Here is a 22,616-nt window from a genome sequence, read left to right as displayed (position 1 = left end):
AGCCTGACCTATTGGCTTGCCCAGACAATCCGCGCCACCCACTCGACATCGCGCATGGGAATGTCGCGGTCGGGATGATCGGGATTGAGCGAGACCAGCGCAATCGACTTGACGCTCTGGCGCTCGAGCACCTTGGCCATCACCTCACCTGATGTGGTCTTGACAACGACGCGATCGCCCTTGCGGGTGACGGCGCCCGGTTCGACGATGAGGACGTCGCCATTGCGGTAGAGCGGCAGCATGGAATCGCCCTGCACCTGCAGCGCGTAGGAGCTCTCGGTCGATTGCGCCGGCAGTTCGACCAGATCCCAACCCTGCCCGACTGGAAAGCCGGCATCGTCGAAGAAGCCGCCTGCGCCGGCTTGGGCAAAGCCGAGCAACGGCACGGAGCTTCTGCGGGCGACCGAAGCGGCATTGCTGGTCGAGGCACCATTGCTGATCCCGGGCCGGCCTTCGATCAGACTGGTGAATTCGTCGAGTGAGGCGCCCGTCGCCTCGATGATCTTGGCCAGTGATTCGGTCGAGGGCCAGCGCGGCCGGCCATCCGACGACAAACGCTTCGACTTGTTGAAGGCAGTGGAATCGAGCCCCGCACGCTTGGCCAAACCCGAGGCCGAAAGCGAATAGCGCTTGGCAAGAGCATCGATGGCAGCCCAGACTCGGTCGTGCGAGAGCATGCTCGCTCTCCTTCGGTGCAGGAAAAAATACCTTTCCCTTCTAGTCTTGGAATGTCGTTTTGTCCACCGGTCGTGGAGTGGTTGCAAACGTTCCCGTCGATCGCGGAAAGTCCGATTACCGGGATCGATCGACGCCCTTGGCCAAGCTGCGCAGACCCTGGTGCGATGTCATGAAAATCCGCTCCGTTTGCGTCGGTGGCCGCGGGTTCACGGCACGACCAAGTGCCGCAACGACCTCGTCAATCTCAAGAAAGTTGCGAGCCTTGCGATCGTAGACGCCGGCTGTCGTCAGGATCAACGCGGCCGTCTCGCCATTGTCGAGGACGAAGCGGTGCTTGCCGACAACCTGGGTGCCTTCCCAGGTCTCGATCGAGGACACCACTTCGAAGCGACGCCACAGCCTGATCTCGCGTGCATAGACCGCCTGCAGTCCGCCCATCATCGGCGCCCAGCCATTCTTCCTTGCCAGCGTGATGAGGCCTGCACGAACAAACAGGTCGATGCGGCCGAGATCGGCCAGCATCATGTAGCGCGCATTGTTGAGATGGATGTTGAAATCGATGTCGGTCGGCAGGCAGCGGAAAGCCAGCCGGCCTTCGCCGCCCATCACGTAGGGGCCACGGCTGCGTGCCGTGGCCATCATGCGCACCATGCGCGCCCAGACATACATTACAGCGCCCCGTGTCCTCTTGGACGCGCAAAGGTCGCTGCAAGACGCTTGATTTTGCTCATGCGTCAGGCTGCCTGCTTCACGTCGCCTTTCGCATAGGGATCGAAACGCTGGTAGAAGCTCTCGCCCTTCTCGGCCATGTCGAGCAGCAGCTTGGGCGCCTTGAACTCGGCGCCGTATTTCTTCTGCAAGCCCTTGGCGATCTTGACGAATGCCTTGGCGCCGATGCCGTCGATGTAGGACAGCGCACCGCCGGTGTAGGGAGCGAAGCCGAAAGCGAGGATCGAGCCGACATCGGCCTCGCGCGGGTCGGTGACGATGCCTTCTTCCATCACCCGCGCCGCTTCCAGCGCGATGGTGACCAGCAGCCGCTGCTGCAGTTCCCCATAATCGACCTTCTCGGGTGCAAGCTGCGGATAGAGATCCTTAAGGCCCGGCCACAGCTTCTTCTTGGCGGGCTTTGCCGGGTAATCGTAAAAACCCTTGCCGTTCTTGCGGCCGAAGCGGCCGTGATCGTCGACCATGGTGTTGATCAGCGCCATCTGCTTGGGATCGACCGCCTTGTCGCCCAAATCCCTGATGGTCTGCTTCATGATCTTCTGGGCAAGGTCGATGGCCGTCTCGTCGGTCAGCGCCAGGGGGCCGACCGGCATGCCGGCTGCCTTCGCCGCGTTCTCGATCATCGGCGCGGGAACGCCCTCGATCAGCATCTTGTAGGCTTCCGACATGTAGCGCAGCACGCAGCGATTGACGTAGAAGCCGCGCGTGTCGTTGACGACGATCGGCGTCTTCTTGATGGCGCGAACGAAGTCGATCGCGGTGGCCAGCGCCTTGTCGCCGGTCTTCTTGCCCAAAATAATCTCGACCAGCATCATCTTGTCGACCGGCGAGAAGAAATGGATGCCGATGAAATTCTTCGGCCGCGCAGAATTCTTCGCCAGGCCGGTGATCGGAATGGTCGAGGTGTTCGACGCGAAGATCGCCGATGGCTTCAGCACGGCTTCCGCCTGTTCGGTGGCGCTCTTCTTCACGCTCGAATCCTCGAAAACGGCCTCGACCACCAGATCGCAGCCGGCAAGGTCGGCATAGTCCGCCGTCGGCGTGATCAGCGACAGCATTTTGTCCTTGTCCTCCGGCTTGGCGCGGCCCTTCTTAACCTGATCCGAGATCAGGCCGTCGGAATGCGCCTTGCCCTTGGTCGCCGACTCCAGATCACGGTCGAGCAGCACCACCGGGATGCCGGCCTTGGCGGTGACATAGGCGATGCCCGCGCCCATGAAGCCGGCCCCGAGAATGCCGATCTTCTTGAATTTGGTTTCCGGCACGCCGGCCGGGCGGCGGGCGCCCTTGTTCAGTTCCTGCAGCGACACGAACAGCGAGCGGATCATCGCCGCCGCTTCCCTGGTCTGCATGATCTCGGTGAAATAGCGCTGCTCGATGCGCAAGGCGGTGTCGAACGGCACCAGCAGGCCTTCATAGACGCATTTGAGGATCGCGGCGGCGGCCGGATAATTGCCGTAGGTCTCGCGACGCAGGATGGCGATGGCCGGTGGCCACAGATTGGCGCCCGCCACCGAGTAGATCGGGCCGCCGGGCAGCTTGAAACCTTTCTCGTCCCATGGCGCCACCGGCTTCAGGCCATTCCTGATCATCGCCTTGGCGGTCTCGACCAGTCTGACCGGCTCGGCGATCTCATGGATCAGGCCCATAGACTTGGCTTTCTGCGGCGACAGTGTCTGGCCGGAGGTCAGCATCTGCAGCGCCTGCTGCTGATCGGTCAGCCGCGGTACGCGCTGGGTGCCGCCGGCGCCGGGGAAGATGCCGATCTTCACCTCGGGAAGCGCCATTTTTACCTTGTCGCTGTCGGCGGCGACACGGCCGTGGCAGGCGAGCGACAATTCGAAGGCGCCGCCCATGCAGGTGCCGTTGATCGCCGACACCCACGGCTTTCCGCAAGTTTCCAGCTTGCGGAACAGGCCGGTCATCATGCCGGCATTGTCGAACAGCGCCTTGGTCGCCTTTTCGGCGTCCTTGCCCTTTTCCGCGGCGAAGGTCGTCAGCATCTTCTGCAGCAGGGTGATGTCGGCACCGCCGGAGAAGGTGTCCTTGCCGGAGGTGATCACCGCACCCTTGATGGCGGCGTCACCAGCCACCTTGTCGACGATGGCGTTCAATTCCCGCATCGCTTCCTCGGTGAAGACGTTCATCGAACGGCCAGGCATGTCCCAGGTAACCAGCGCAATGCCGTCGGCGTCGATGTCGAGGGTGAAATTGGTGTAGCTCATCGTTTCTCTCCCCGTCAGACGCGTTCGATGATGGTTGCGGTTCCCATGCCGGCGCCGATGCACAGCGTCACCAGAGCGGTGTTGAGATCGCGGCGCTCGAGTTCGTCCAGCACCGTGCCGAAGATCATCGCGCCGGTGGCGCCGAGCGGATGACCCATAGCGATAGCGCCGCCATTGACGTTGATCTTGTCGTGATCGATGTCGAACGCCTGCATGTAGCGCAGCACCACCGAAGCGAAGGCTTCGTTGAGCTCGAACAGGTCGATGTCCGAGAGCTTCATCTTGGCGCGCTTCAACAGCTTCTCGGTGACGTCGACCGGGCCGGTCAGCATCAGCACCGGCTCGGAGCCGATGTTGGCGAAGGTACGAATGCGCGCGCGCGGCTTCAGCCCCATCGCCTTGCCCGCCTTCTTCGAACCGAGCAGCACGGCGGCGGCGCCATCGACGATGCCGGAGGAATTGCCGGCATGATGGACGTGATTGACCTCTTCCACCTCGGGATGCTTCTGCACGGCGACGGCATCGAAGCCGCCCATTTCGCCTGGCATGACGAAGGACGGGTTGAGCGAGGCCAGCGACTGCATGTCGGTGGACGGGCGCATATGTTCGTCATGGTCGAGGATGGTCAGGCCGTTCTGGTCCTTGATCGGGACGACGGAATTCTTGAAGCGGCCATCGGCCCAGGATTTGGCGGCGCGCTTCTGGCTCTCGACCGCATAGGCGTCGACGTCGTCTCTGCTGAAGCCGTATTTGGTGGCGATCAGGTCGGCCGAGATGCCTTGCGGCACGAACCAGCCGGGCAGGCCGACCGAAGGATCCATGAACCAGGCGCCGCCCGAGGCGCCCATGCCGACACGCGACATCGATTCGACGCCGCCGGCAATGACGATCTCATCGGCGCCCTGCGCGATCTTGGCGGCGCCGAAATTGATGGCGTCGAGCCCGGAAGCGCAGAAGCGTGAGATCTGCATGCCGGGCGCCTTGGTGTCGTAGCCGGCCTCGAAGGCGGCGGCGCGCGGAATGACCGAGCCGGCTTCGCCGACCGGATCGACGCAGCCGAAGATGATGTCATCGACATTGCCGGTGTCGAGCCCATTGCGGTCGCGCAGCGCCTCGAGCGTCTTGGCGGCAAGCCGCACCGCCGGCACCTCGTGCAGCGATCCGTCCTTCTTGCCCTTGCCGCGCGGTGTGCGCACAGCGTCATAGACATAAGCTTCAGCCATTTGCTTGCTCCTTGGGTTTGCCGGTCGTTGCCCTCAGAGAGAGCGGCCGATCAGCAATTTCATGATCTCATTGGTGCCGCCGTAGATGCGCTGGACGCGAGCGTCGCGGAACATGCGGGCGATCGGATATTCATTCATGTAGCCATAGCCGCCATGCAGTTGAAGGCATTCGTCGACGACTTTTCCCTGCAGGTCGCTGAGCCAGTACTTGGCCATCGACGCGGTCACAGGATCGAGGCCGCCGGCGATGTGGCGGGTGACGCAATCATTGTAGAAGACGCGGCCGATGGTGGCCTCGGTCTTGAGTTCGGCCAGCTTGAACTGGGTGTTCTGGAAATCGATGATCGCCTTGCCGAACGCCTTGCGCTCCTTGACGTAACGAATAGTCAGCGCCAGCGCCCGCTCGATCATCGCAATGGCGCCGGTGCCGATCTGCAGTCGCTCCTGCGGCAGTTGCTGCATCAGCTGGACGAAGCCCTGCCCTTCCTCGTGGCCGAGCAGGTTGGAGGTCGGCACGCGCATGTCGTTGAAGAACAGCTCCGACGTGTCGTTGGCCTTGAGCCCGATCTTGTCGAGGTTACGGCCGCGCTGAAAACCTTCGACCTCGTCGGTCTCGACGACGATCAGCGAGGTGCCCTTGGCGCCCTTCTCCGGATCGGTCTTGGTGACGACGATGATGAAGTTCGCAAGCTGCCCATTGGTGATGAAGGTCTTGGAACCGTTGATCTTGTACTGGTTGCCATCCTTCTGCGCCCGCGTCTTGACGCCCTGCAGGTCGGAGCCGGCGCCGGGCTCGGTCATGGCGATGGCGCCGATCAGCTCGCCGGTCGCCAGTTTCGGCAGCCATTTCTTTTTCTGCTCCTCGGAGCCGTAGTGGAGGATATAAGGGGCGACGATCGAATTGTGCAGGCCGATGCCGAACCCGTCGACACCGACATGGCCGATGGCCTCGATGATAGCGCTCTCATGCGCGAATGTGCCGCCGGAGCCGCCATATTCCTCCGGCATCGAGGCGCAGAGCAGGCCGGCGGAACCTGCCTTCAGCCAGCTTTCGCGATCGACCATCTCGTTCTTCTCGAACTCGTCGTAGCGCGGCGCGATCTCCTCCGACATGAAGCGATGCGCCATGTCGTAGAGCATGCCGACCTCGTCCGCCGCCCAGGCGGGCTTCGGAAGGCCAAGGATTTCAGCTGGGTTGGTCATGCTGGTATGATACTCCTCCCGAGATGCATCATCGAAACTGAAGTCGGCGCACTGCCGCAACGACCCCTCCCGGCCCTTCGGGCCACCCTCCCCCCAAGGGGGAGGGGGACGCCGATCATCTTTAGAACGCTTCCGCCGGCAGTGCCATCAATGTGTCGGCGCCGCTCGAAATGCGGGCGAGATGCGCCGACGTCTCCGGCATGATCCGCTCCATGAAGAAGCGCCCCGTCACGACCTTGTTGTCGTAGAAAGCCACGTTGTTTTCATAAGAGGATTGCGCGCCATTGGCGCCCGTCTTGCCAAGTGCCACCTTGGCCATCTGCGCCCACATATAGCCCAGAGCAACCAGGCCGAAGAGATGCATGTAGTCGGTCGAGGCCGCACCGGCATTGTCGGGCTTGGCCATGCCGTTCTGCACCAGCCACATGGTCGCCGCCTGCAAATCGTTAAGACCTTTCTTCAGCGCCTTGGTGAATGGCGCCATTTTCTCGTCGGAGCGGTTCTCCTCGCAGAACTCACCGACCTCCTTGAAGAAGGCCTGCACGGCGCGGCCGCCATTCAGGCCGAGCTTGCGGCCGACGAGGTCGAGCGCCTGGATGCCGTTGGCGCCTTCATAGATCATGGCGATGCGGGCATCGCGCACGAACTGGCTCATGCCATGCTCTTCTATGTAGCCGTGACCGCCGAACACCTGCTGCGCCATGACGGCGTGGTCGAACCCTTTGTCCGTGAGCACGCCCTTGACCACCGGTGTCATCAGGCCGGTGTAGTCGTCGGCGGCCTGGCGGTCCTTGTCGTCACCCGAGCGGTGAGCGACATCGGACTTGATCGCCGTCCACAGCGCCAGCGCGCGGCCGGCCTCGTTGAAGGCTTTCATGGTCATCAGGCTGCGGCGGATGTCGGGATGGACGATGATCGGGTCGGCCTTCTTGTCCGGCGCCTTCGGCCCCGACAATGAGCGGCCCTGCAAACGGTCCTTGGCGTAGGACACGGCGTTCTGGTAAGCGATCTCCGACAGCGAAAGCCCTTGCAGGCCCACACCAAGGCGCGCCTCGTTCATCATCGTGAACATCGCCTTCAGGCCGCCATTGGCCTCGCCGAGCAGCGTGCCCTCAGCCTCATCATAGTTCATGACGCACGTCGAATTGCCATGGATGCCCATCTTCTCCTCGATCGAGCCGCAGGAGACGGTGTTCCTGGTGCCCGGATTGCCCGACGGGTCGGGCTTGAGCTTCGGCACGATGAACAGCGAGATGCCCTTGACGCCTTCCGGCGCGCCCTCGATGCGGGCCAGAACCAGATGGACGATGTTGTCCGACATGTCGTGTTCGCCGGCCGAGATGAAGATCTTCTGGCCTGAAATTTTATAGGTGCCATCGCCGTTCGGCATCGCCTTGGTGCGCAACAGGCCGAGATCCGTGCCGCAATGCGGCTCGGTCAAGTTCATGGTGCCGGTCCAGGCACCCTCGATCATCCTCGGCAACCATGTCGCCTTCTGCTCGTCGGTGCCGTGGGTGATGATCGCGGCGATCGCACCCTGCGTCAGGCCCGGATACATCATCAAGGACATATTGGCCGAGACCATATATTCGGCGACAGCGGTGTGCACGGCATAGGGCAGGCCCTGGCCGCCGAACTCGACGGGTGCGGCCAATCCCATCCAGCCGCCCTCACGATACTGGTCGAAGGCCTCCTTGAAGCCTTTCGGCGTGGTCACCGAGCCATCGTCGTGACGCACACAGCCTTCCATGTCGCCGACACGGTTCAGCGGATGCATGACGTTTTCGGCGAGCTTGGCGCCTTCGGCGAGGATCGCCTCGAGTACATCGGGCGTGGCATCGGCAAATCCGGGAAGGTTCGAATAACGCTGGTAACCCAGAACCTCGTTGAGCACGAACAGCGTATCCTGTACCGGAGCCCTGTATGTCGGCATGCTTTTTCTCCACCCTGCAAACCCGGTCCGAATACCCCGAAGACAAGCCAGGGCGGCATGCGGACCCATATTGGGAGTGGGATAGCAAAAATTGACGTTTGCGTAAACGTCAATTTTTTCGATGCGACAAGATTCCCCGCCCACTGGAGCAATGAGCGTAGCGGCGCGACGTTGCGCAAGCCAGCGCCGAAAGGCCATAAGAGTGGGCCAGGACAACGAAAGCCGCGTGGCAGGCCACGCGGCTCGACAGAACTCGGACAATCAGCGGACGACTTGGTGTCTGGCGCAACTCCGGACGGAATTGCTTTAGCTGGCGGCGCTCGCCTGCGGCGCCGAACGCTCGCTCAGCATCTGGCGCACCGCCGACATCGAGCCGCTCAGCTCGTTGATGGCGTCGTCGATCAGCGCCCTTTGCTTCTGCAGGCGGGCAAGCTGCTTTTCCGACTTGTCCAGCGCGAGCTTGAGCTGCTTGGTGTTTGAACCGGTCGGATCGTAGAGATCCATCATCTGCTTGACGTCACGCAGCGAGAACCCGACCTTGCGGCCAAGCAGGATCAGCTTGAGGCGGGCCTTGTCGCGGCGCGTGTAGAGACGGGTCGACCCGTCACGCTGCGGGTTGAGCAGGCCTTTGTCTTCGTAGAAACGCAGCGTGCGCAGCGTCACTCCATATTTCTTCGCCATCTCGCCGATGCGGACGAGGTCCTCGCCGGCTTCGGCAGATATATTGGTATTGGCCGCGGTCTCGCCGGCCGAGATAAGCTTCATGGTCACTGGCTTTCCCCGTCTGGTGGCGTCGCGGTCTCGGACCGTGCGTCGCCTGACTGGAAGCGGGGGCCTGCTTCCAGTCGTGGTTTCAACAAACAAATCGCAAACATGCGCTCAATGCGCCTTTTACGTTTACGTCAATTCTATACCGATTGCCGCATGATGACGCAAGGGCGTTCTGCGCGCCGCCCTTTATGCCGCACCGTCAGGCCGGCAACCGACATCCTTTCGATTTCTTAAGTTTGGTTAACGCGTTGTTTACCACGTTGGGGGAAATGTGGGCGCGTCGGCTACCCGTGTTTATCCTGTATCGAATTTTTCACGGTTTTTCGGAGCGCGGGCGAGAGCCCGGGAAGCTCGTCTTCCGCCGCGGCATCGCCGCCGGTCGCCTTCGTTCCGATAGGGACCTGGGGGAACTGGCCGCGAGCCAGCCATTCTGAAAGACGGACGCACCGATGAACAGCAAGCGGTCCTATCTCGATACACTCAATGCCGGCAGGCAGCGCAGGCCGCAGACCACGCTCGAGCAGTTGAACCAGTCGCTGGAGACGCTGGAGCAGCGGCTGGAGCGGACGCGCGAGGATCCGATGGCACGTTCCGATCCCCGCCAACCAGATCTGCGCCAACCCGATCCCCGCCAATATGGTGCCGACGCGCGCTATCCCGCCGCCCGGCCCTCCGGCCAGCAGCGCTGGTATGAGGACCCGCAGCCCGCGCCGCGTCCGAAGAGCCCAATGCAGGGAGCCGCCGCTTTCGAGCAGAATTACCAGGCCATTGCCCGCGATATCGATCGCGTGCGCGGCCAGGAGGATGGCGTTGCCATGGTCGGCAAGATCGCCAGCGAATTGCGCGGCATGCGCGAGGAACTGCGCCACCAGATGACCGCGGGTCTGCAGCGGGAATTCGAATCGCTGCGCAAGGACATCGAACGGGCTTTCCAGTCAGGCGCAAGGCCCGGTGCTTCGGCCAAGGGCAGTGCTGAACTCGGCCTTGAGTTCGAGCGGCTTTCGGGCGCCATCCAGACCCTGGCCGAGAAGAGCGACGACAGAAGCGTCAACATGCTGCGGCTCGAACTCGAACAGGTCAAAGCCGCACTCGAAACGCTGGCACGCGAAGAGAGCGTGCAGAAGGTCGACCGCCGCTGGGACGATTTCGATCGCCGCTGGACGGCGTTCGAAGACCGCGTCGACGCCGACCAGCGCAAGCGCTCGGACGACCCGGGCCTGTCTGCTCTGACTGCCCGGCTGGAGCAGATCAGCAATGCCGTCAACAATTTGCCGGAATCGTTGTCGCTGCGCTCGCTGGAGGAGAAGGTGCGCACGCTTGCCGGCGCTGTCGACCATTTCGCCAGCCAGCAGGACAATCGCGGCAGCGACACGCTTGGCATGATCGACGAGCGGCTGGACGAGATTTCCCGCGCCATCGTTGCATCCACGGTCGCCGCGCAAGCCAATTCATTCGACCACGAGGCTTTCGAGCGCATCGAGAAGCGGATCGACTCGCTTGCCCGACAGATCGAGGAAGTGGCGCAGGATCGGCCGGGCAACGCGGCCATGGACCGGTTGAGCACGCTGTCGGGCCGGGTCGACGAACTCGCCGGCCGCGCCAATCTGCCGGAGCAGGCGATGGAGCGCCTTGCCAAGCAGATCGCACTCATCGCCGACAAGATCGACCAGGCACCCGCCATGCCTGACGCCGACTACATCTTCCATGGGCTGGAGCAACGCTTCGACGTGCTGTCGAGCATGATGGAACGCCGCCAGGGTGACGCCATCGAACAGGGCAACATGCTGTTCCGCGATCTCGAGCGCAGACTGGACGAGGTTGCCGACAGGCTCGACCAGCGCATGCCGCAGGTCGACAGCGCCGGCATCATGGAAGCCATCGATGCCCGCTTTACGGCGCTCGCCAAGCGTATGGAAACGCGTGTACCCGATCCTGCGGGCGAAGCGGCGATCCGCGGTCTGGAGAGCCGGCTCGAAGACATTTCAAGCCGGTTGGACGCCTCGGCCGCACAGGTCGCCGGCATCGATCCGGCGCTGATCCGCAGCCTGGAAGCACAGGTTGCCGGCCTGTCCGCTCATCTTTCCAAGCCCAGCACCCCGCTGCCGGAATTCGAGGACATCAGCCCGCGTCTCAACGAAATTGAAAAGTCGCTCGCAGGAACCCGCGATTCCATCCTTGGCGCGGCGCGCGAAGCGGCCGAGAACGCAGTGCAATCGCTGGCCGGTTCGAGCGCCAATACGACCGCGGTTTCCGGCCTCGCCCAGGATTTGAAGACACTTGAAACGCTGACGCGACGCTCCGACGAGCGCAATTCGAGAACGTTCGAGGCCATCCACGACACGTTGCTCAAGATCGTCGACCGGCTGGGTTCGCTCGAACCCGGCGAGCCGGTCGAGGCGATGAGTGAATTGCTGGATGCAGCACCGGCCGAGCCGAGCAACTGGCGCGGCGCACGGCGGCCCAAGATGGCTGTCGACGCGCCGTCGATGGATATCGATCAGCCCCTGCCATTGACCGGGGACATGGCCGATCTCGATGGCCGTGCCGCCGCCATCCTGCGCAACGAGCCGAGTGCGCGTGGCGACCTGGGTACGCGTGGCGACCTGGGTATTGGTATCGGCACGCGCACGCCGGCCGAGGCTGCGGCGGCGGCTGCCATGGCCGCGCTCGGTTCGGACACGATCGCCGAGAAAGGCGAACAGGCAGGCGGCCGCAAGTCGTTGTTCGGTGGCCTGGCTCGCGCCTTCAAGGGCAAGAAGGAGGCGGACATGCCGCCACTGGCCGGCTCGGCGCCGAGTGCCCCGATCCCGAGCGTCGATCTCGACGAGCCGCTCGATCCGAAAATGGCCAACCGGCCGCTGGAGCCCGGCTCCGGCGCACCTGACCTCAATGCCATCATGAAGCGCGTGCGTGACGAGCGCGGCCAGCCGGCCAAGCCCAGCGACACCGATGCCGCCAAATCGGATTTCATCGCCGCGGCCCGGCGCGCGGCGCAGGCCGCGGCCGCCGAGGCCGATGCGCTGAAGCGCCAGTCGACGGTGACCGGACCGGTGAAGGCGCTGCGGATCGGCGACCTGCTCAAGGCACGGCGCAAGCCAATCCTGATGGGGACAACCGCGATCCTGCTGGCGCTGGGCGCTCTGCAACTGGGCAAGGCCTTCTTCGCTGATCCGGCCCAGGTGGCGAGCAACGATGTCGCGCCGATCGTCGCCTCGCAGCCGGTGCAGACCGCCTCGCTCGATGCCGCGAGCCAGCCAAAGACGGACGCGCAGCCCGCGGCAGTGGAAAGCGCGCCGGACCATGCCGTCAGACAGGCCGAGCCGTCCGCACCGGCAACCAAGGACGACATGGCCGCGCAAAGCATGATTGCCACGCCGTCAGGCGCCGAGCCGTCGATGGGTGCCGCGCCGACCGCCGAGCCGGTTCCGGCGCCCGTCGCCTTGGCCACATCGGCCGATGCGAACCCAGCGGTGTCCGAGACAACAGCCCCGGCTGCGCCGCCCTCGACCGTTCCGGTCGCCCCGGAAGCTGCCGATACCGACACCGGCATCCAGCCTATGGCGGCAGAGCCGACCATCGCCAAGGACACCACGGGCGCGGTTCCGCCGGTGGACGCTTCGCCGGCGACGACGGCAAAGTTCGACATTCCCGCTGACGCCGGCCCGCCCGCCTTGCGTGATGCCGCCGCCGGCGGCGACGCCAAGGCGCTGTTCGAAATCGGCTCGCGCTATGCCGAGTCGCGCGGCGTCAAGGAAGACATGGCGGCAGCGGCCAAGTGGTACGAGAAATCGGCGGAACTCGGCTTCGCGCCGGCCGAATACCGCATCGGAAATTTCTACGAAAAGGGCGTCGGCGTCGCGCGCGACATCAAGAAGGCGAAGACCTGGTACCAGCTTGCCGCAGCACAGGGCAACGCCAGCGGCATGCACAATCTAGCCGTCCTGTTCGCCATGGCGGCAGACGGCGTGACCGACAATGAATCGGCCGCGCACTGGTTCCAGGCGGCGGCCGATGTCGGCGTCAAGGACAGCCAGTTCAACCTCGGCATCCTCGCCGCTAAGGGCGTCGGCATGAAACAGAACCTCGAGGAATCCTACAAATGGTTCGCGCTTGTCGCCAAGACCGGCGACAAGGATGCGGCGGCCAAGCGTGACGAGATCGCCAATGCGCTGCGGCCCGAGCAGCTCGAACGCGCCCGCGCCGCGACTGAGCTGTGGAAGGCCAAGCCGTTGGATGCGGCGGCCAATTCGGCCGACATTCCTGAATCCTGGCAGGACGGCACACCGCAGACGACAGCCAGCATCGACATGAAGAAGGCCGTCCAGAACATCCAGCGCATTCTCAACAAGAACGGCTACGACGCCGGCGGCGCCGACGGCAAGATGGGCCAGAAGACGAAGACCGCGATCATGGCTTTCCAGACCGACAACAAGATGCCGGCGACCGGCGAAGTCGATGAAAAACTGGTCAAGGCGCTGCTGGCGCGCAAATAACGGCGGAGGCGTCGTTTCCACGACGCCTCTGCCACACATTCGCCTGTTAACTGATTGAGATGTTTTTTGTTTCGGCGGCGTAGCGCAGTTTGACTTCGCAGCACCTCCGGCGCAAGAACGAATTGGCTTGTCGGTCCAAGATGCCCGCAACGGTTGCATTCGCCGACGGCAGAACTGATCGAGACTGACGGGTGGGCATCTATCTCCCGATCGCGGAAATTTCCGTCAATATCTTCGTCCTGCTGGCCATGGGCGCGGCGGTGGGTTTCCTGTCGGGCATGTTCGGCGTCGGCGGCGGCTTCCTCATCACGCCGCTCTTGATCTTCTACAACATACCCCCGGCGATCGCGGTCGCCACCGGCGCCAACCAGGTCATCGCCTCCTCCGTCTCCGGCGTCCTTTCGCACATGAAGCGCGGTACGCTCGATTTCAAGCTCGGCGGGGTGTTGCTGGCCGGCGGCATTGTCGGCTCCACCGGCGGCATCTACGTCTTCGCCTTCCTGCGCCGCCTCGGCCAGCTCGACCTGTTCATCTCGCTGCTCTACGTCGTGCTGCTCGGCACCGTCGGCGGGCTGATGTTGGTCGAAAGCGTCAATGCGCTACGCGCCACGCGCAGCGGTGCGGCGCCGGTGCTGAAGAAATCCGGCCAGCACAACTGGATCCACCGCTTGCCGCTGAAGATGCGGTTCAGGGCGTCAAAACTGTTCGTCAGCGTCATCCCCGTACTTGGCCTTGGCGCCGGTATCGGCTTCCTGTCGTCGATCATGGGCGTCGGCGGCGGCTTCATCATGGTGCCGGCACTGATCTATCTGCTGAAAGTGCCGACCAACGTCGTCATCGGCACCTCGCTGTTCCAGATCATCTTCACCTCCGCCTATACGACGCTGGTCCACGCCACCACCAACCAGACGGTCGATGTCGTGCTGGCCTTCCTGCTGATGGCGGGCGGCGTTGCCGGTGCGCAGTACGGCGCCAAGGCAGGCCAGAGGCTGCGCGGGGAGCAGCTCAGGGCCTTGCTGGCGCTGCTGGTGCTGGCGGTGGCGATACGATTGGCGATCGATCTTTTCGTCACCCCGCCCAACCTCTATTCGTTGTCTGCCGCGGGCCTCAACTGATGAGGGCTCGCAACACATTCGCAACCGCTATTGTCCTGTCGCTGCTTGCGGCCGCCGTGCCGGCGAAGGCACAGGTCCCGCTGACCGAAGGCATCCAGATCGGGCTCTCCACCGACAACGTCTCGATCACCGCCGGCTTTTCCGGGGCCGACCTGACCATTTTCGGCTCGCTGGAAAACCCGGATCCACTCGTCGCGCGCCAGGGCCGTTACGACGTCATCGTCGTGCTCGAAGGCCCGCCCAAGCCGGTGGTGGTGCGTCGCAAGGACAGGGTGCTCGGCGTCTGGGTCAATCTGGACTCCGAGACCTTCGAAAACGTGCCGGTCTCCTATTCGGTGGCGACGACGCGGCCGCTGCAGGACATCACCGAACCCAACAGCTACAAGCAGCTGTCGCTCGGCGCCTCCAATCTCTACATGCAGCCCGCCGATGCCGGCGACAGCCCGGCGACGATCGAGGAGTTCACGGCGGCACTGCGGGAGCGCAAGTCGGCGACCGGCCTCTACAGCGAGAATGTCGGCGGCGTGCAATTTTTGTCGCAGAACCTTTTCCGCGCCACCGTCAGGCTGGCACCGAATGTGCCAGTTGGAACCCATAAAGCCCGCGCGTTCCTGTTCAAGAGCGGCCTGTTCATCAAGGAAAGCTCGGCCCAGCTCGAAATCCGCAAATCCGGTTTCGAACAGTCGATCTTCCGTGTCGCCCACAATTATTCCTTCTTCTATGGCGTGTTCGCGATCTCGCTGGCCATGCTGACCGGCTGGCTCGGAAGGCTGATCTTCCGGCGAGATTAATGCATGGCGCCCAAAAGTGGCCCCGGTTTTGGGAGAACGACATCCATCGAATCAAGACCTGAAGTGCGTCGCGTGAATCCGCTCAAACGCGACGCACTTCAGAACTTTCCCCGAAAAGTGGTTTCCCTTTGCCGAGGCATGCGGTAGACCGCGCTCCCCAGCCAAATGGCAGACACAAACAATTCGGTTCGGCAGAGCAGCCTGTCCCCGGGCAGCGCGCGATTTCTCGGCGCCTGTCGGCTCGCCGACGACAAATACAGGAACTTGTCATGCGACCAGCCTTCGGCGGCATCGACTTCGGGACTTCGAACTCCACCGTTGGCGTGGTCCGCAACGGGCAGCCGCGGCTCGTTGTGCTTGAGGACGGCCAGGTGACGCTACCCAGTGCCGTATTCTTCAACTTCGAGGACAACCGCACCTGCTTTGGCCGCCACGCCATCGCCAACTACACCGACAGCGTCGAAGGCCGGCTGATGCGTTCTCTGAAGAGCGTGCTCGGCAGTTCGCTGGCCCATGAAAAGACCCGCATCAAATCGCGGTCGATCGGCTTCATGGAGATCGTCGGCATGTTCCTCGGCCATCTCAAGAAGAGGCTGGAAGCAGATGCCGGCGATACGGTCGAGACCGTCGTGCTTGGCCGGCCGGTGCAATTCGTCGATGACGATGCCGAGGCCGACGCGAAGGCGCAAAGCGAACTCGAGAACGCCGCGCGTGCCCAGGGCTTCAAGCACATCGCTTTCCAGTTCGAGCCGATCGCGGCGGCGCTCGACTACGAGCAGAAGGTGACGCGCGAGGAACTGGCGCTGATAATCGATATGGGCGGCGGCACGTCGGACTTCTCGATCGTGCGCGTTTCACCGCAGCGCTCCCGGTCGCTCGACCGCAAGGACGACATCCTGGCCAGCCGGGGCGTCCACATCGGCGGCACGGATTTCGATCGGCAGCTGAGCATCGCCCATGTGATGCCGCAGCTCGGCTATTTGACGCCAACCAAGGACGGCAAGCGCAATCTGCCGGCAAGCTACTTCATCGATCTGGCGACATGGCAGCGCATCAATCTGGTCTACACCGCCAGGGCGATGACGCATCTGCGCCAGATCCGCTACGAGGCCGAGCGCGCCGACCTGGTCGGCCGTTTCATCCACATCGTCGAACACCGCTATGGACACGCGCTGGCGGCACTCGTCGAGAAGGCCAAGATACAGCTGACCGACAGATCGTCCGCAGATGTCGTGGTGAAGCTGCCGGGTGCGGAGTTCGCCGCCGAAATCACGCGCAACGGGCTGGATGCCACGATCGCCAGGGATATCGAGCGTGTCACAGCAACGGTGGCGCAGACCATCCGTGACGCCCAGGTGAAGCCATCCGACATCACCGCGGTGTTCCTGACTGGCGGATCGACCGCGATCCCGCTGGCCAGACGAGAAATCCTGTCGCTGGTGCCGCAGGCGTCCGTCATCGAAGGCGACATGTTCGGCTCGGTCGGACTTGGGCTGGCGCTAGATGCCCAACGGAAGTTCGGCTGATCAGGGTCCATTGATATTCAGGTGATGCCGGCCTGCAAATGGCTGGTACCTGCGCTTCCGGTGCTCACGTACTTTAAGTACGCTCCGCTCCGGTTCTCGGCGTCAGCCATTTTCGACTCGGCCTGACCTGAATCTCAACGGACCCTATCTTGGCGCGGACCCGTTCATCTCCGTACCCAGATGTGCCTTGAGCGCCATCTGGGCCAGGCTTGCCTGGCGATCGCGATGAGTGATCATGGCGAAGTCGCGTTTCGGCAGTTCGAGCGGCACCGATCTCAGACCGCCTTCGGCCACGGCGCGGGCCACGACAAGCTCCGAAATGATGGTGGCGCCGGCTCCTGCCTCGACCGCCTGGCGGATAGCCTCATTACTCGGCAGCACCAGGAATATCTGGAGGTCGGCGAGCGAAATCCCTTCGTGGCGCGCCAGATCCTCCAGCACCTCGCGCGTACCCGAACCACCCTCGCGGATGATCCAGCGCAGACCCTTGATGTCAGGGCGGCCGGGCGCGACTTCGGGGATCTCCGGATGCGCGCTGGCAACCACCAGCATCAGCCTGTCGACGTCGACCTTGGTGCGGCGCAGTATGTCGGACTCGGTGCGGCCTTCGACCAGGCCGAGATCCGCAGCGCCATCGAGGACATTGGCCTCGACCTGCCTGGTGTTGCCGATGGAGACGCTCAGCCTGACGGCCGGATAGGCTTCGTGGAAGGAAGCCAGCCGGCGCGGCAGCCAGTAGCTGGCGATGGTCTGGCTGGCGGCGATCGAGAGGCTGCCGGTGACGGTCTGTGAGACATGCTCCAGCACATTGCGCGCGGCGGCGGCCCGCTCGAGCACGGCCTTGGCCTCCGGCAGGAACCGGTGGCCGGTCTGGGCAAGCTCGATGTTGCGGCCGACGCGGTTGAACAGATGGACGCCGTGCTGTTCTTCAAGCGCCCGGATGGCGGCCGATGCGGCCGACTGCGAAATGCCCAGCAGTTCCGCCGCCTTGGTCATATGGCCGCGCTCTGCGACGGCGACGAAAATCCGCAACTGGTCCAGGGTCATGTCTGCATTAAGAACCAATATCGATCGAATTTACAAGAACAACTGATTAGACGGATCGATATCTTTATTCTAAGTTTTTGCGTGAAGTTAGAAAAAATTCGCCGAGAGATCGCAGAGAATAGAATGGTCGGGCGGTTCAGATCCCTGCTTGCGCATTGGACCCGCGGCATAAGACGGCGGCTGGCCGGCGATCGCTACCACCCGGAAGAGCATTACATGCGCGGCCCCGGACCGAAGACGCGGGCCAAATCCATGGGCCGTACAGGCGCCACCGGATCATGATGCAGGGACCGCCGCGCGGCGCGAATTCGGCACCATCGCAACGCCCGCTTGCCGACACGCGAGCGCCTGACGAAGGCGACGGCGTCGACACCTCGCCTGATGTTTCCGACAGCATCGCCAAGACGACCTGCTACATGTGCGCCTGCCGCTGCGGCATCGATGTGCACATCAAGGATGGCAAGGTCCGCTACATCAACGGCAACAAGGACCACCCGGTCAATCGCGGCGTGATCTGCGGCAAGGGCAGCTCCGGCATCATGCAGCACTACAGCCCGGCAAGGCTGAAGAAGCCATTGCTGCGCACCGGCCCTCGCGGCTCCGGCGAATTCCGCGAGATCGAGTGGGAAGAGGCGTTTTCGATCGCCACCGAACGGCTCTCGGCCATCCGCCGGACCGACCCCAGGAAACTGGCCTTCTTCACCGGCCGCGACCAGTCGCAGTCGCTGACCGGCTGGTGGGCGAGCCAGTTCGGCACGCCGAACTTTGCCGCCCATGGCGGCTTCTGCTCGGTCAACATGGCGGCCGGCGGTCTCTACACGATCGGCGGTTCGTTCTGGGAGTTCGGCGAGCCCGACTGGGACAACACCCGGTATTTCATGCTGTTCGGCGTCGCCGAGGATCACGATTCCAACCCGATCAAGATCGGCCTCGGCAAACTCAAGGCGCGCGGCGCCAAGGTCGTCTCGATCAATCCGTGCCGCACCGGCTACAATGCCATCGCAGACGACTGGATCGGCATTCGGCCCGGCACCGATGGGCTGTTCGTGTTCGCCCTCATCCACGAATTGCTCAAGGCGGGCCGCGTCGATCTCGATTACCTGCTGCGCTACACCAATGCCCATGTTCTCGTCGTGCAGGAGCCGGGTGCCTCCGATGACGGGCTGTTCGTGCGCGACGCCGACGGCAATCCCCTGGCGTGGGACAGGGTTGCGAAGACGCCTGTCGGCGCCACCGATGCCAGTGCGAAACCGGCACTGACGGGCAGCTTCACGATCGGCGGGCGCCACTGCGTCTCGGTGTTCCAGCTCATCGCCGACCGCTACCTCGATGAGAGCTATGCGCCGGACGCGGTCGCCGAGCGCTGCGGCATTGCCGCCGATACGATCCGCAGGATCGCCGCCGAACTTGCGCATGTCGCCTTCGAACAGACGATCGAACTGCCGATCGCGTGGATCGATTGGGCCGGGCGCCGGCACGAGACGATCAAGGGGCGGCCTGTTTCGATGCACGCCATGCGCGGCATCTCGGCCCATTCGAACGGCTTTCACACCTGCCGCGCCATCCATCTCCTCCAGGTGTTGCTGGGCACGGTGGATGTTCCCGGCGGCTTCCGTTTCAAGCCGCCCTACCCCCGCTCCGCTCCGCCCGGTCCCAAGCCAGCCGGCAAGACCGTCAAGCCGATGACGCCGCTTGACGGCATGCCACTCGGTTTCGTCTGTGGGCCGGACGATTTGCTGGTTGATGAGGCCGGCACACCGCTTCGTATCGACAAGGCTTATTCCTGGGACGCGCCGCTGGCCGCGCACGGCCTGATGCACACGGTTATCCGCAATGCCTGGGCCGGCGATCCCTACAAGATCGACACGCTGATGATGTACATGTCGAACATGGCGTGGAATTCCTCGATGAACACCGTCGAGACCATTGCCATGCTGACCGACAGCGACGAAGCGGGCAACTACAAGATCCCCTTCATCATCTATTCCGATGCCTATTATTCCGAGACCGTGCCGTTCGCCGACCTCGTGCTGCCGGACACGACTTATCTCGAGCGACACGACTGCATCAGCCTGCTCGACCGGCCGATCAGCCATGCCGACGGACCGGGCGACGCGATCCGCCATCCCGTCGTCGAGCCTGACCGCGACGTCAGGCCGTTCCAGTCGGTGCTGATCGAACTCGGTGCCCGGCTGGGCCTGCCCGGTTTCGTCAATGAGGACGGCGCGGCCCAGTACCGCAATTATGCCGACTACATCGCCAACCATGAGCGCACGCCCGGTATCGGCCCGCTGGCCGGCTGGCGCGGCAAGGACGGGACTTCGACCGGCAGGGGCGAGGCCAACCCGGACCAGCTGCAGCGCTACATCGACAATGGCGGTTTCTGGCACCATGATTTCGCCGACGACCAGCGCTACTACAAGATGGCCAACCGCTCCTATCTCGACTTCGCGGTGCAGATGGGCTTCATCCCGAAGGCGGAGCCGATCGTCTTCCAGCTCTACTCCGAGCCGCTGCAGCGCTTCCGCCTTGCCGCACGTGGGCATGGCCCTGTCTTGCCACCAAAGGGTGACCGCCAGCGCATCGAGACCTACATGGACCCGCTGCCGTTTTGGTACATGCCCTTCGAGGAAGCGGTCGTCGACCTCGAAAAATATCCGCTGCATGCGCTGACGCAGAGGCCCATGCACATGTACCATTCCTGGGGATCGCAGAATGCGTGGCTGCGGCAGATCACCAGCCAGAACCGGCTGTTCGTGCATCACCGGACGGCAGCCGGCCTCGGACTTGTCGACGACGACTGGGTGTGGATCGAAAGCATCAACGGCAAGGTGAAGGGGCAGATCAAGCTGATCGACGGGGTCAACGAAAGCACGGTCTGGACCTGGAACGCCATCGGCAAGCGGCGCGGCAGCTGGGGGCTGAAGGACGACGCGGCCGAGAGCAACCGTGGCTTCCTGCTCAACCATATCATCGGCGACCAGACCTCGGCTGACGCTCAGGGCAAGCGCTATTCGAATTCCGATCCGGTCACCGGCCAGGCGGCATGGTTCGACCTGCGCGTGCGCATCGTCAAATGCGCGGCTGAGGAAGCCGGCTTCACCGAGCCGCAGTTCCAGCGTTTCCAGCAGCCACCGCATTTCGAACCCTCACCCGACAGACTGACTTTCGGCGCTGAATTCCGCCGGGCAAGAGAGGCGACCGAATGACCTGTCTGCCAAGCCAAAGCGGCAAGAAGCTCGGCCTCGTCATCGACCTCGATACCTGCGTCGGCTGCCAGGCCTGTGTCACCGCCTGCAAGGAATGGAACACCGGCGGGCACATGGCGCCGCTGACCGACATCGACCCCTATGGCGGCCATGTCGACGGCGTCTGGTTCAACCGCGTGCACGCTTACGAGCACACGACCGAAATGGGCGGGCGCACCGTCAATTTTCCGCGCTCCTGCCTGCATTGCGAGACGCCGGCCTGCGTCACTGTCTGCCCGACCGGAGCTTCCTACAAGCGGGCTTCGGACGGCATCGTGCTGATCGACGAGGACAAATGCATCGGCTGCAAATTGTGCAGCTGGGCCTGTCCCTATGGCGCGCGAGAATTCGATACGGACGTCGGGGTGATGAAGAAGTGCACGCTGTGCGTCGACCGCATCTACAATGACAATCTGGCCGAAGAGGACCGCGTACCGGCCTGCGTCGCCGCCTGCCCGACCAGCGCCCGGCATTTCGGCGATCTCGGCGATCCCCTATCGGCGGTTTCGCAACTGGTGGCGGAGCGTGGCGGCGTCGACCTGATGCCTGAGCTCGGCTATCGCCCAACCAACAAATATCTACCGCCGCGCGCCCACACCACGCGCGCCGCATCGGTGGCAGCACCCGCACTCGAACCGGTGCGGGCCGAAGGCGGTTTCCTCGGCTGGGTCGACCGCATGCTTTCGAACTGACCCATGCATCCAGCCTTCTCCGTCGTCTTCTTCACCACCGCCACCGGTGCGGGCTACGGCCTGCTCGCGCTGCTGGGCGTGCTCGGAGGCTTCCAGATCATCCGGCCCGATTTCTGGCTGGGCTTCATCGGCATGGGGCTGGCGCTCGGCCTGATCGTAGCCGGACTGTTGTCCTCGACCGGCCACCTCGGCAGACCCGAACGCGCCTGGCGGGCGTTCTCGCAATGGCGCAGTTCATGGCTGTCGCGCGAAGGTGTTGCCTCGGTCATCACCTTCATTCCGGCGGGACTGTTCGGCATCGGTTGGATATTCTTCGGCAAGACCGATGGCTGGGTCGGCATCGCCGGATCTCTGGCCGCCATCGGCGCAATCATCACCGTCTGCACCACCGGCATGATCTATGCGTCGCTGAAGCCGATCGCCCAATGGCACAGCCGCTTCACCCTGCCCGGCTACCTCATCTTTTCGGCGATGACCGGCAGCGTGCTGCTGAACGCGCTGCTGCAGGGCTTTGCCTTCGGTTCGAAGATGCTTCTGGCGGCTTGCTTGCTGCTTACTTTGCTCGGCTGGGGCTGGAAAGTGGCGACCTGGCGCTACAACGACCGATTGGAGATCGCGACCACCGCCAACACCGCGACCGGGTTGGCCGGCGGTACCGTGCGGTCGCTGGAATGGCCGCATACCGAGGAAAATTATCTGCTCAAGGAAATGGGTTTCCGCATCGCGCGCAAGCACGGCACGCGACTGCGCCAGGTCACCCAGCTTCTGGCCTTCGTGTTGCCCCTGGGGCTGCTCGCCATTGTGTTCGCCCTGCCATGGCCGCTGGCAGCGTTGCTGTCGGTACTTGCTGCTGCAATCCAGTTCGCCGGCATGCTGGTCGAACGTTGGCTGTTCTTCGCCGAGGCGAAGCACACGGTTACGCTCTACTATGGCAGGTAAGGT

The 22,616-nt window shown here is 63.5% G+C and carries 15 protein-coding genes; 7 read left to right on the top strand and 8 right to left on the bottom strand.

Annotated features, from left to right (window positions below; all coding sequences use genetic code 11):
* Positions 1 to 8: 8 nt before the first annotated feature.
* The 7 genes from NKK51_RS23260 to NKK51_RS23230 all read right to left on the bottom strand — a co-directional run bounded on the left by NKK51_RS23260 (position 9) and on the right by NKK51_RS23230 (position 8,756).
* Entirely contained in the window at positions 9 to 677 is a 669-nt protein-coding gene (locus NKK51_RS23260) for a S24 family peptidase (RefSeq protein WP_352439629.1), read from the bottom strand.
* Positions 678 to 792: 115 nt separating this feature from the next.
* A complete protein-coding gene (locus NKK51_RS23255; RefSeq protein WP_023811352.1) occupies positions 793 to 1,347 on the bottom strand; it encodes a thioesterase family protein in 555 nt (184 codons plus the stop codon).
* Positions 1,348 to 1,412: 65 nt separating this feature from the next.
* Positions 1,413 to 3,632, bottom strand: a complete 2,220-nt coding sequence (locus NKK51_RS23250; RefSeq protein WP_352554713.1) for a 3-hydroxyacyl-CoA dehydrogenase NAD-binding domain-containing protein — start codon at positions 3,630 to 3,632, stop codon at positions 1,413 to 1,415.
* A 14-nt stretch (positions 3,633 to 3,646) separates the two neighbouring features.
* Complete coding sequence (locus NKK51_RS23245; RefSeq protein ID WP_127295300.1) at positions 3,647 to 4,855, bottom strand: acetyl-CoA C-acetyltransferase; 1,209 nt, start codon at positions 4,853 to 4,855, stop codon at positions 3,647 to 3,649.
* 33 nt (positions 4,856 to 4,888) lie between these two features.
* The gene (locus tag NKK51_RS23240) at positions 4,889 to 6,058 is read right to left on the bottom strand and encodes an acyl-CoA dehydrogenase family protein (RefSeq protein WP_023811355.1); all 1,170 of its coding nucleotides are present in this window, start codon (positions 6,056 to 6,058) and stop codon (positions 4,889 to 4,891) included.
* A gap of 121 nt (positions 6,059 to 6,179) precedes the next feature.
* Positions 6,180 to 7,991, bottom strand: a complete 1,812-nt coding sequence (locus NKK51_RS23235) for an acyl-CoA dehydrogenase (RefSeq protein WP_352554712.1) — start codon at positions 7,989 to 7,991, stop codon at positions 6,180 to 6,182.
* A 306-nt stretch (positions 7,992 to 8,297) separates the two neighbouring features.
* Positions 8,298 to 8,756, bottom strand: coding sequence for a MerR family transcriptional regulator (locus tag NKK51_RS23230; protein WP_127811260.1), 459 nt, complete (start codon positions 8,754 to 8,756; stop codon positions 8,298 to 8,300).
* Between the two features lie 455 nt (positions 8,757 to 9,211).
* Between NKK51_RS23230 and NKK51_RS23225 the strand changes: the two genes are divergently transcribed.
* The 4 genes from NKK51_RS23225 (at position 9,212) to NKK51_RS23210 (ending at position 16,687) form a co-directional block, all read left to right on the top strand.
* The gene (locus NKK51_RS23225) at positions 9,212 to 13,255 is read left to right on the top strand and encodes a peptidoglycan-binding protein (protein WP_352554711.1); all 4,044 of its coding nucleotides are present in this window, start codon (positions 9,212 to 9,214) and stop codon (positions 13,253 to 13,255) included.
* 191 nt (positions 13,256 to 13,446) lie between these two features.
* Positions 13,447 to 14,370 carry a sulfite exporter TauE/SafE family protein gene (locus NKK51_RS23220; protein WP_023811359.1) on the top strand — a complete coding sequence of 308 codons (924 nt, stop codon included), beginning with the start codon at positions 13,447 to 13,449 and terminating at the stop codon, positions 14,368 to 14,370.
* Positions 14,370 to 15,161 (top strand): TIGR02186 family protein, encoded by a 792-nt coding sequence (locus NKK51_RS23215; RefSeq protein WP_352554710.1) that lies wholly within the window; start codon positions 14,370 to 14,372, stop codon positions 15,159 to 15,161. Before NKK51_RS23220 ends, NKK51_RS23215 begins: the two co-directional genes overlap by 1 nt.
* Positions 15,162 to 15,430: 269 nt before the next feature.
* The gene (locus NKK51_RS23210) at positions 15,431 to 16,687 is read left to right on the top strand and encodes an Hsp70 family protein (protein WP_352554709.1); all 1,257 of its coding nucleotides are present in this window, start codon (positions 15,431 to 15,433) and stop codon (positions 16,685 to 16,687) included.
* 144 nt (positions 16,688 to 16,831) lie between these two features.
* Here the strand turns inward: NKK51_RS23210 and NKK51_RS23205 are convergent, their stop codons facing one another.
* Positions 16,832 to 17,734: a LysR substrate-binding domain-containing protein gene (locus NKK51_RS23205; RefSeq protein WP_352439635.1), complete on the bottom strand. Its 903-nt coding sequence runs from the start codon at positions 17,732 to 17,734 to the stop codon at positions 16,832 to 16,834.
* 278 nt (positions 17,735 to 18,012) lie between these two features.
* Here NKK51_RS23205 and NKK51_RS23200 point away from each other — a divergent pair, with 278 nt between their 5' ends.
* Genes NKK51_RS23200 through NKK51_RS23190 form a run of 3 tightly spaced genes read left to right on the top strand, consistent with a single transcriptional unit; the run spans position 18,013 to position 22,613 of the window.
* Entirely contained in the window at positions 18,013 to 20,943 is a 2,931-nt protein-coding gene (locus tag NKK51_RS23200) for a molybdopterin oxidoreductase family protein (protein ID WP_352554708.1), read from the top strand.
* Complete coding sequence (locus tag NKK51_RS23195; RefSeq protein WP_023811364.1) at positions 20,940 to 21,674, top strand: 4Fe-4S dicluster domain-containing protein; 735 nt, start codon at positions 20,940 to 20,942, stop codon at positions 21,672 to 21,674. The genes NKK51_RS23200 and NKK51_RS23195 overlap by 4 nt, the downstream gene beginning before the upstream one ends.
* 3 nt (positions 21,675 to 21,677) lie before the next feature.
* Positions 21,678 to 22,613 (top strand): dimethyl sulfoxide reductase anchor subunit family protein, encoded by a 936-nt coding sequence (locus NKK51_RS23190; protein WP_352554707.1) that lies wholly within the window; start codon positions 21,678 to 21,680, stop codon positions 22,611 to 22,613.
* The last annotated feature ends 3 nt before the right edge of the window (positions 22,614 to 22,616 follow it).

It is taken from the genome of Mesorhizobium sp. M0011, assembly GCF_040324155.1.
Taxonomy (GTDB): Bacteria; Pseudomonadota; Alphaproteobacteria; order Rhizobiales; family Rhizobiaceae; genus Mesorhizobium.
This window is presented reverse-complemented; position numbering and strand designations above follow the sequence as displayed.

Coding starts and splice junctions, on each gene's coding strand:
- NKK51_RS23255 (WP_023811352.1), bottom strand. CDS start 1,347: ATGTATGTCTGGGCGCGCATGGTGCGCATGATGGCCACGGCACGCAGC.
- NKK51_RS23260 (WP_352439629.1), bottom strand. CDS start 677: ATGCTCTCGCACGACCGAGTCTGGGCTGCCATCGATGCTCTTGCCAAG.
- NKK51_RS23205 (WP_352439635.1), bottom strand. CDS start 17,734: ATGACCCTGGACCAGTTGCGGATTTTCGTCGCCGTCGCAGAGCGCGGC.
- NKK51_RS23215 (WP_352554710.1), top strand. CDS start 14,370: ATGAGGGCTCGCAACACATTCGCAACCGCTATTGTCCTGTCGCTGCTT.
- NKK51_RS23190 (WP_352554707.1), top strand. CDS start 21,678: ATGCATCCAGCCTTCTCCGTCGTCTTCTTCACCACCGCCACCGGTGCG.
- NKK51_RS23200 (WP_352554708.1), top strand. CDS start 18,013: ATGATGCAGGGACCGCCGCGCGGCGCGAATTCGGCACCATCGCAACGC.
- NKK51_RS23240 (WP_023811355.1), bottom strand. CDS start 6,058: ATGACCAACCCAGCTGAAATCCTTGGCCTTCCGAAGCCCGCCTGGGCG.
- NKK51_RS23230 (WP_127811260.1), bottom strand. CDS start 8,756: ATGAAGCTTATCTCGGCCGGCGAGACCGCGGCCAATACCAATATATCT.
- NKK51_RS23235 (WP_352554712.1), bottom strand. CDS start 7,991: ATGCCGACATACAGGGCTCCGGTACAGGATACGCTGTTCGTGCTCAAC.
- NKK51_RS23245 (WP_127295300.1), bottom strand. CDS start 4,855: ATGGCTGAAGCTTATGTCTATGACGCTGTGCGCACACCGCGCGGCAAG.
- NKK51_RS23250 (WP_352554713.1), bottom strand. CDS start 3,632: ATGAGCTACACCAATTTCACCCTCGACATCGACGCCGACGGCATTGCG.
- NKK51_RS23195 (WP_023811364.1), top strand. CDS start 20,940: ATGACCTGTCTGCCAAGCCAAAGCGGCAAGAAGCTCGGCCTCGTCATC.
- NKK51_RS23210 (WP_352554709.1), top strand. CDS start 15,431: ATGCGACCAGCCTTCGGCGGCATCGACTTCGGGACTTCGAACTCCACC.
- NKK51_RS23225 (WP_352554711.1), top strand. CDS start 9,212: ATGAACAGCAAGCGGTCCTATCTCGATACACTCAATGCCGGCAGGCAG.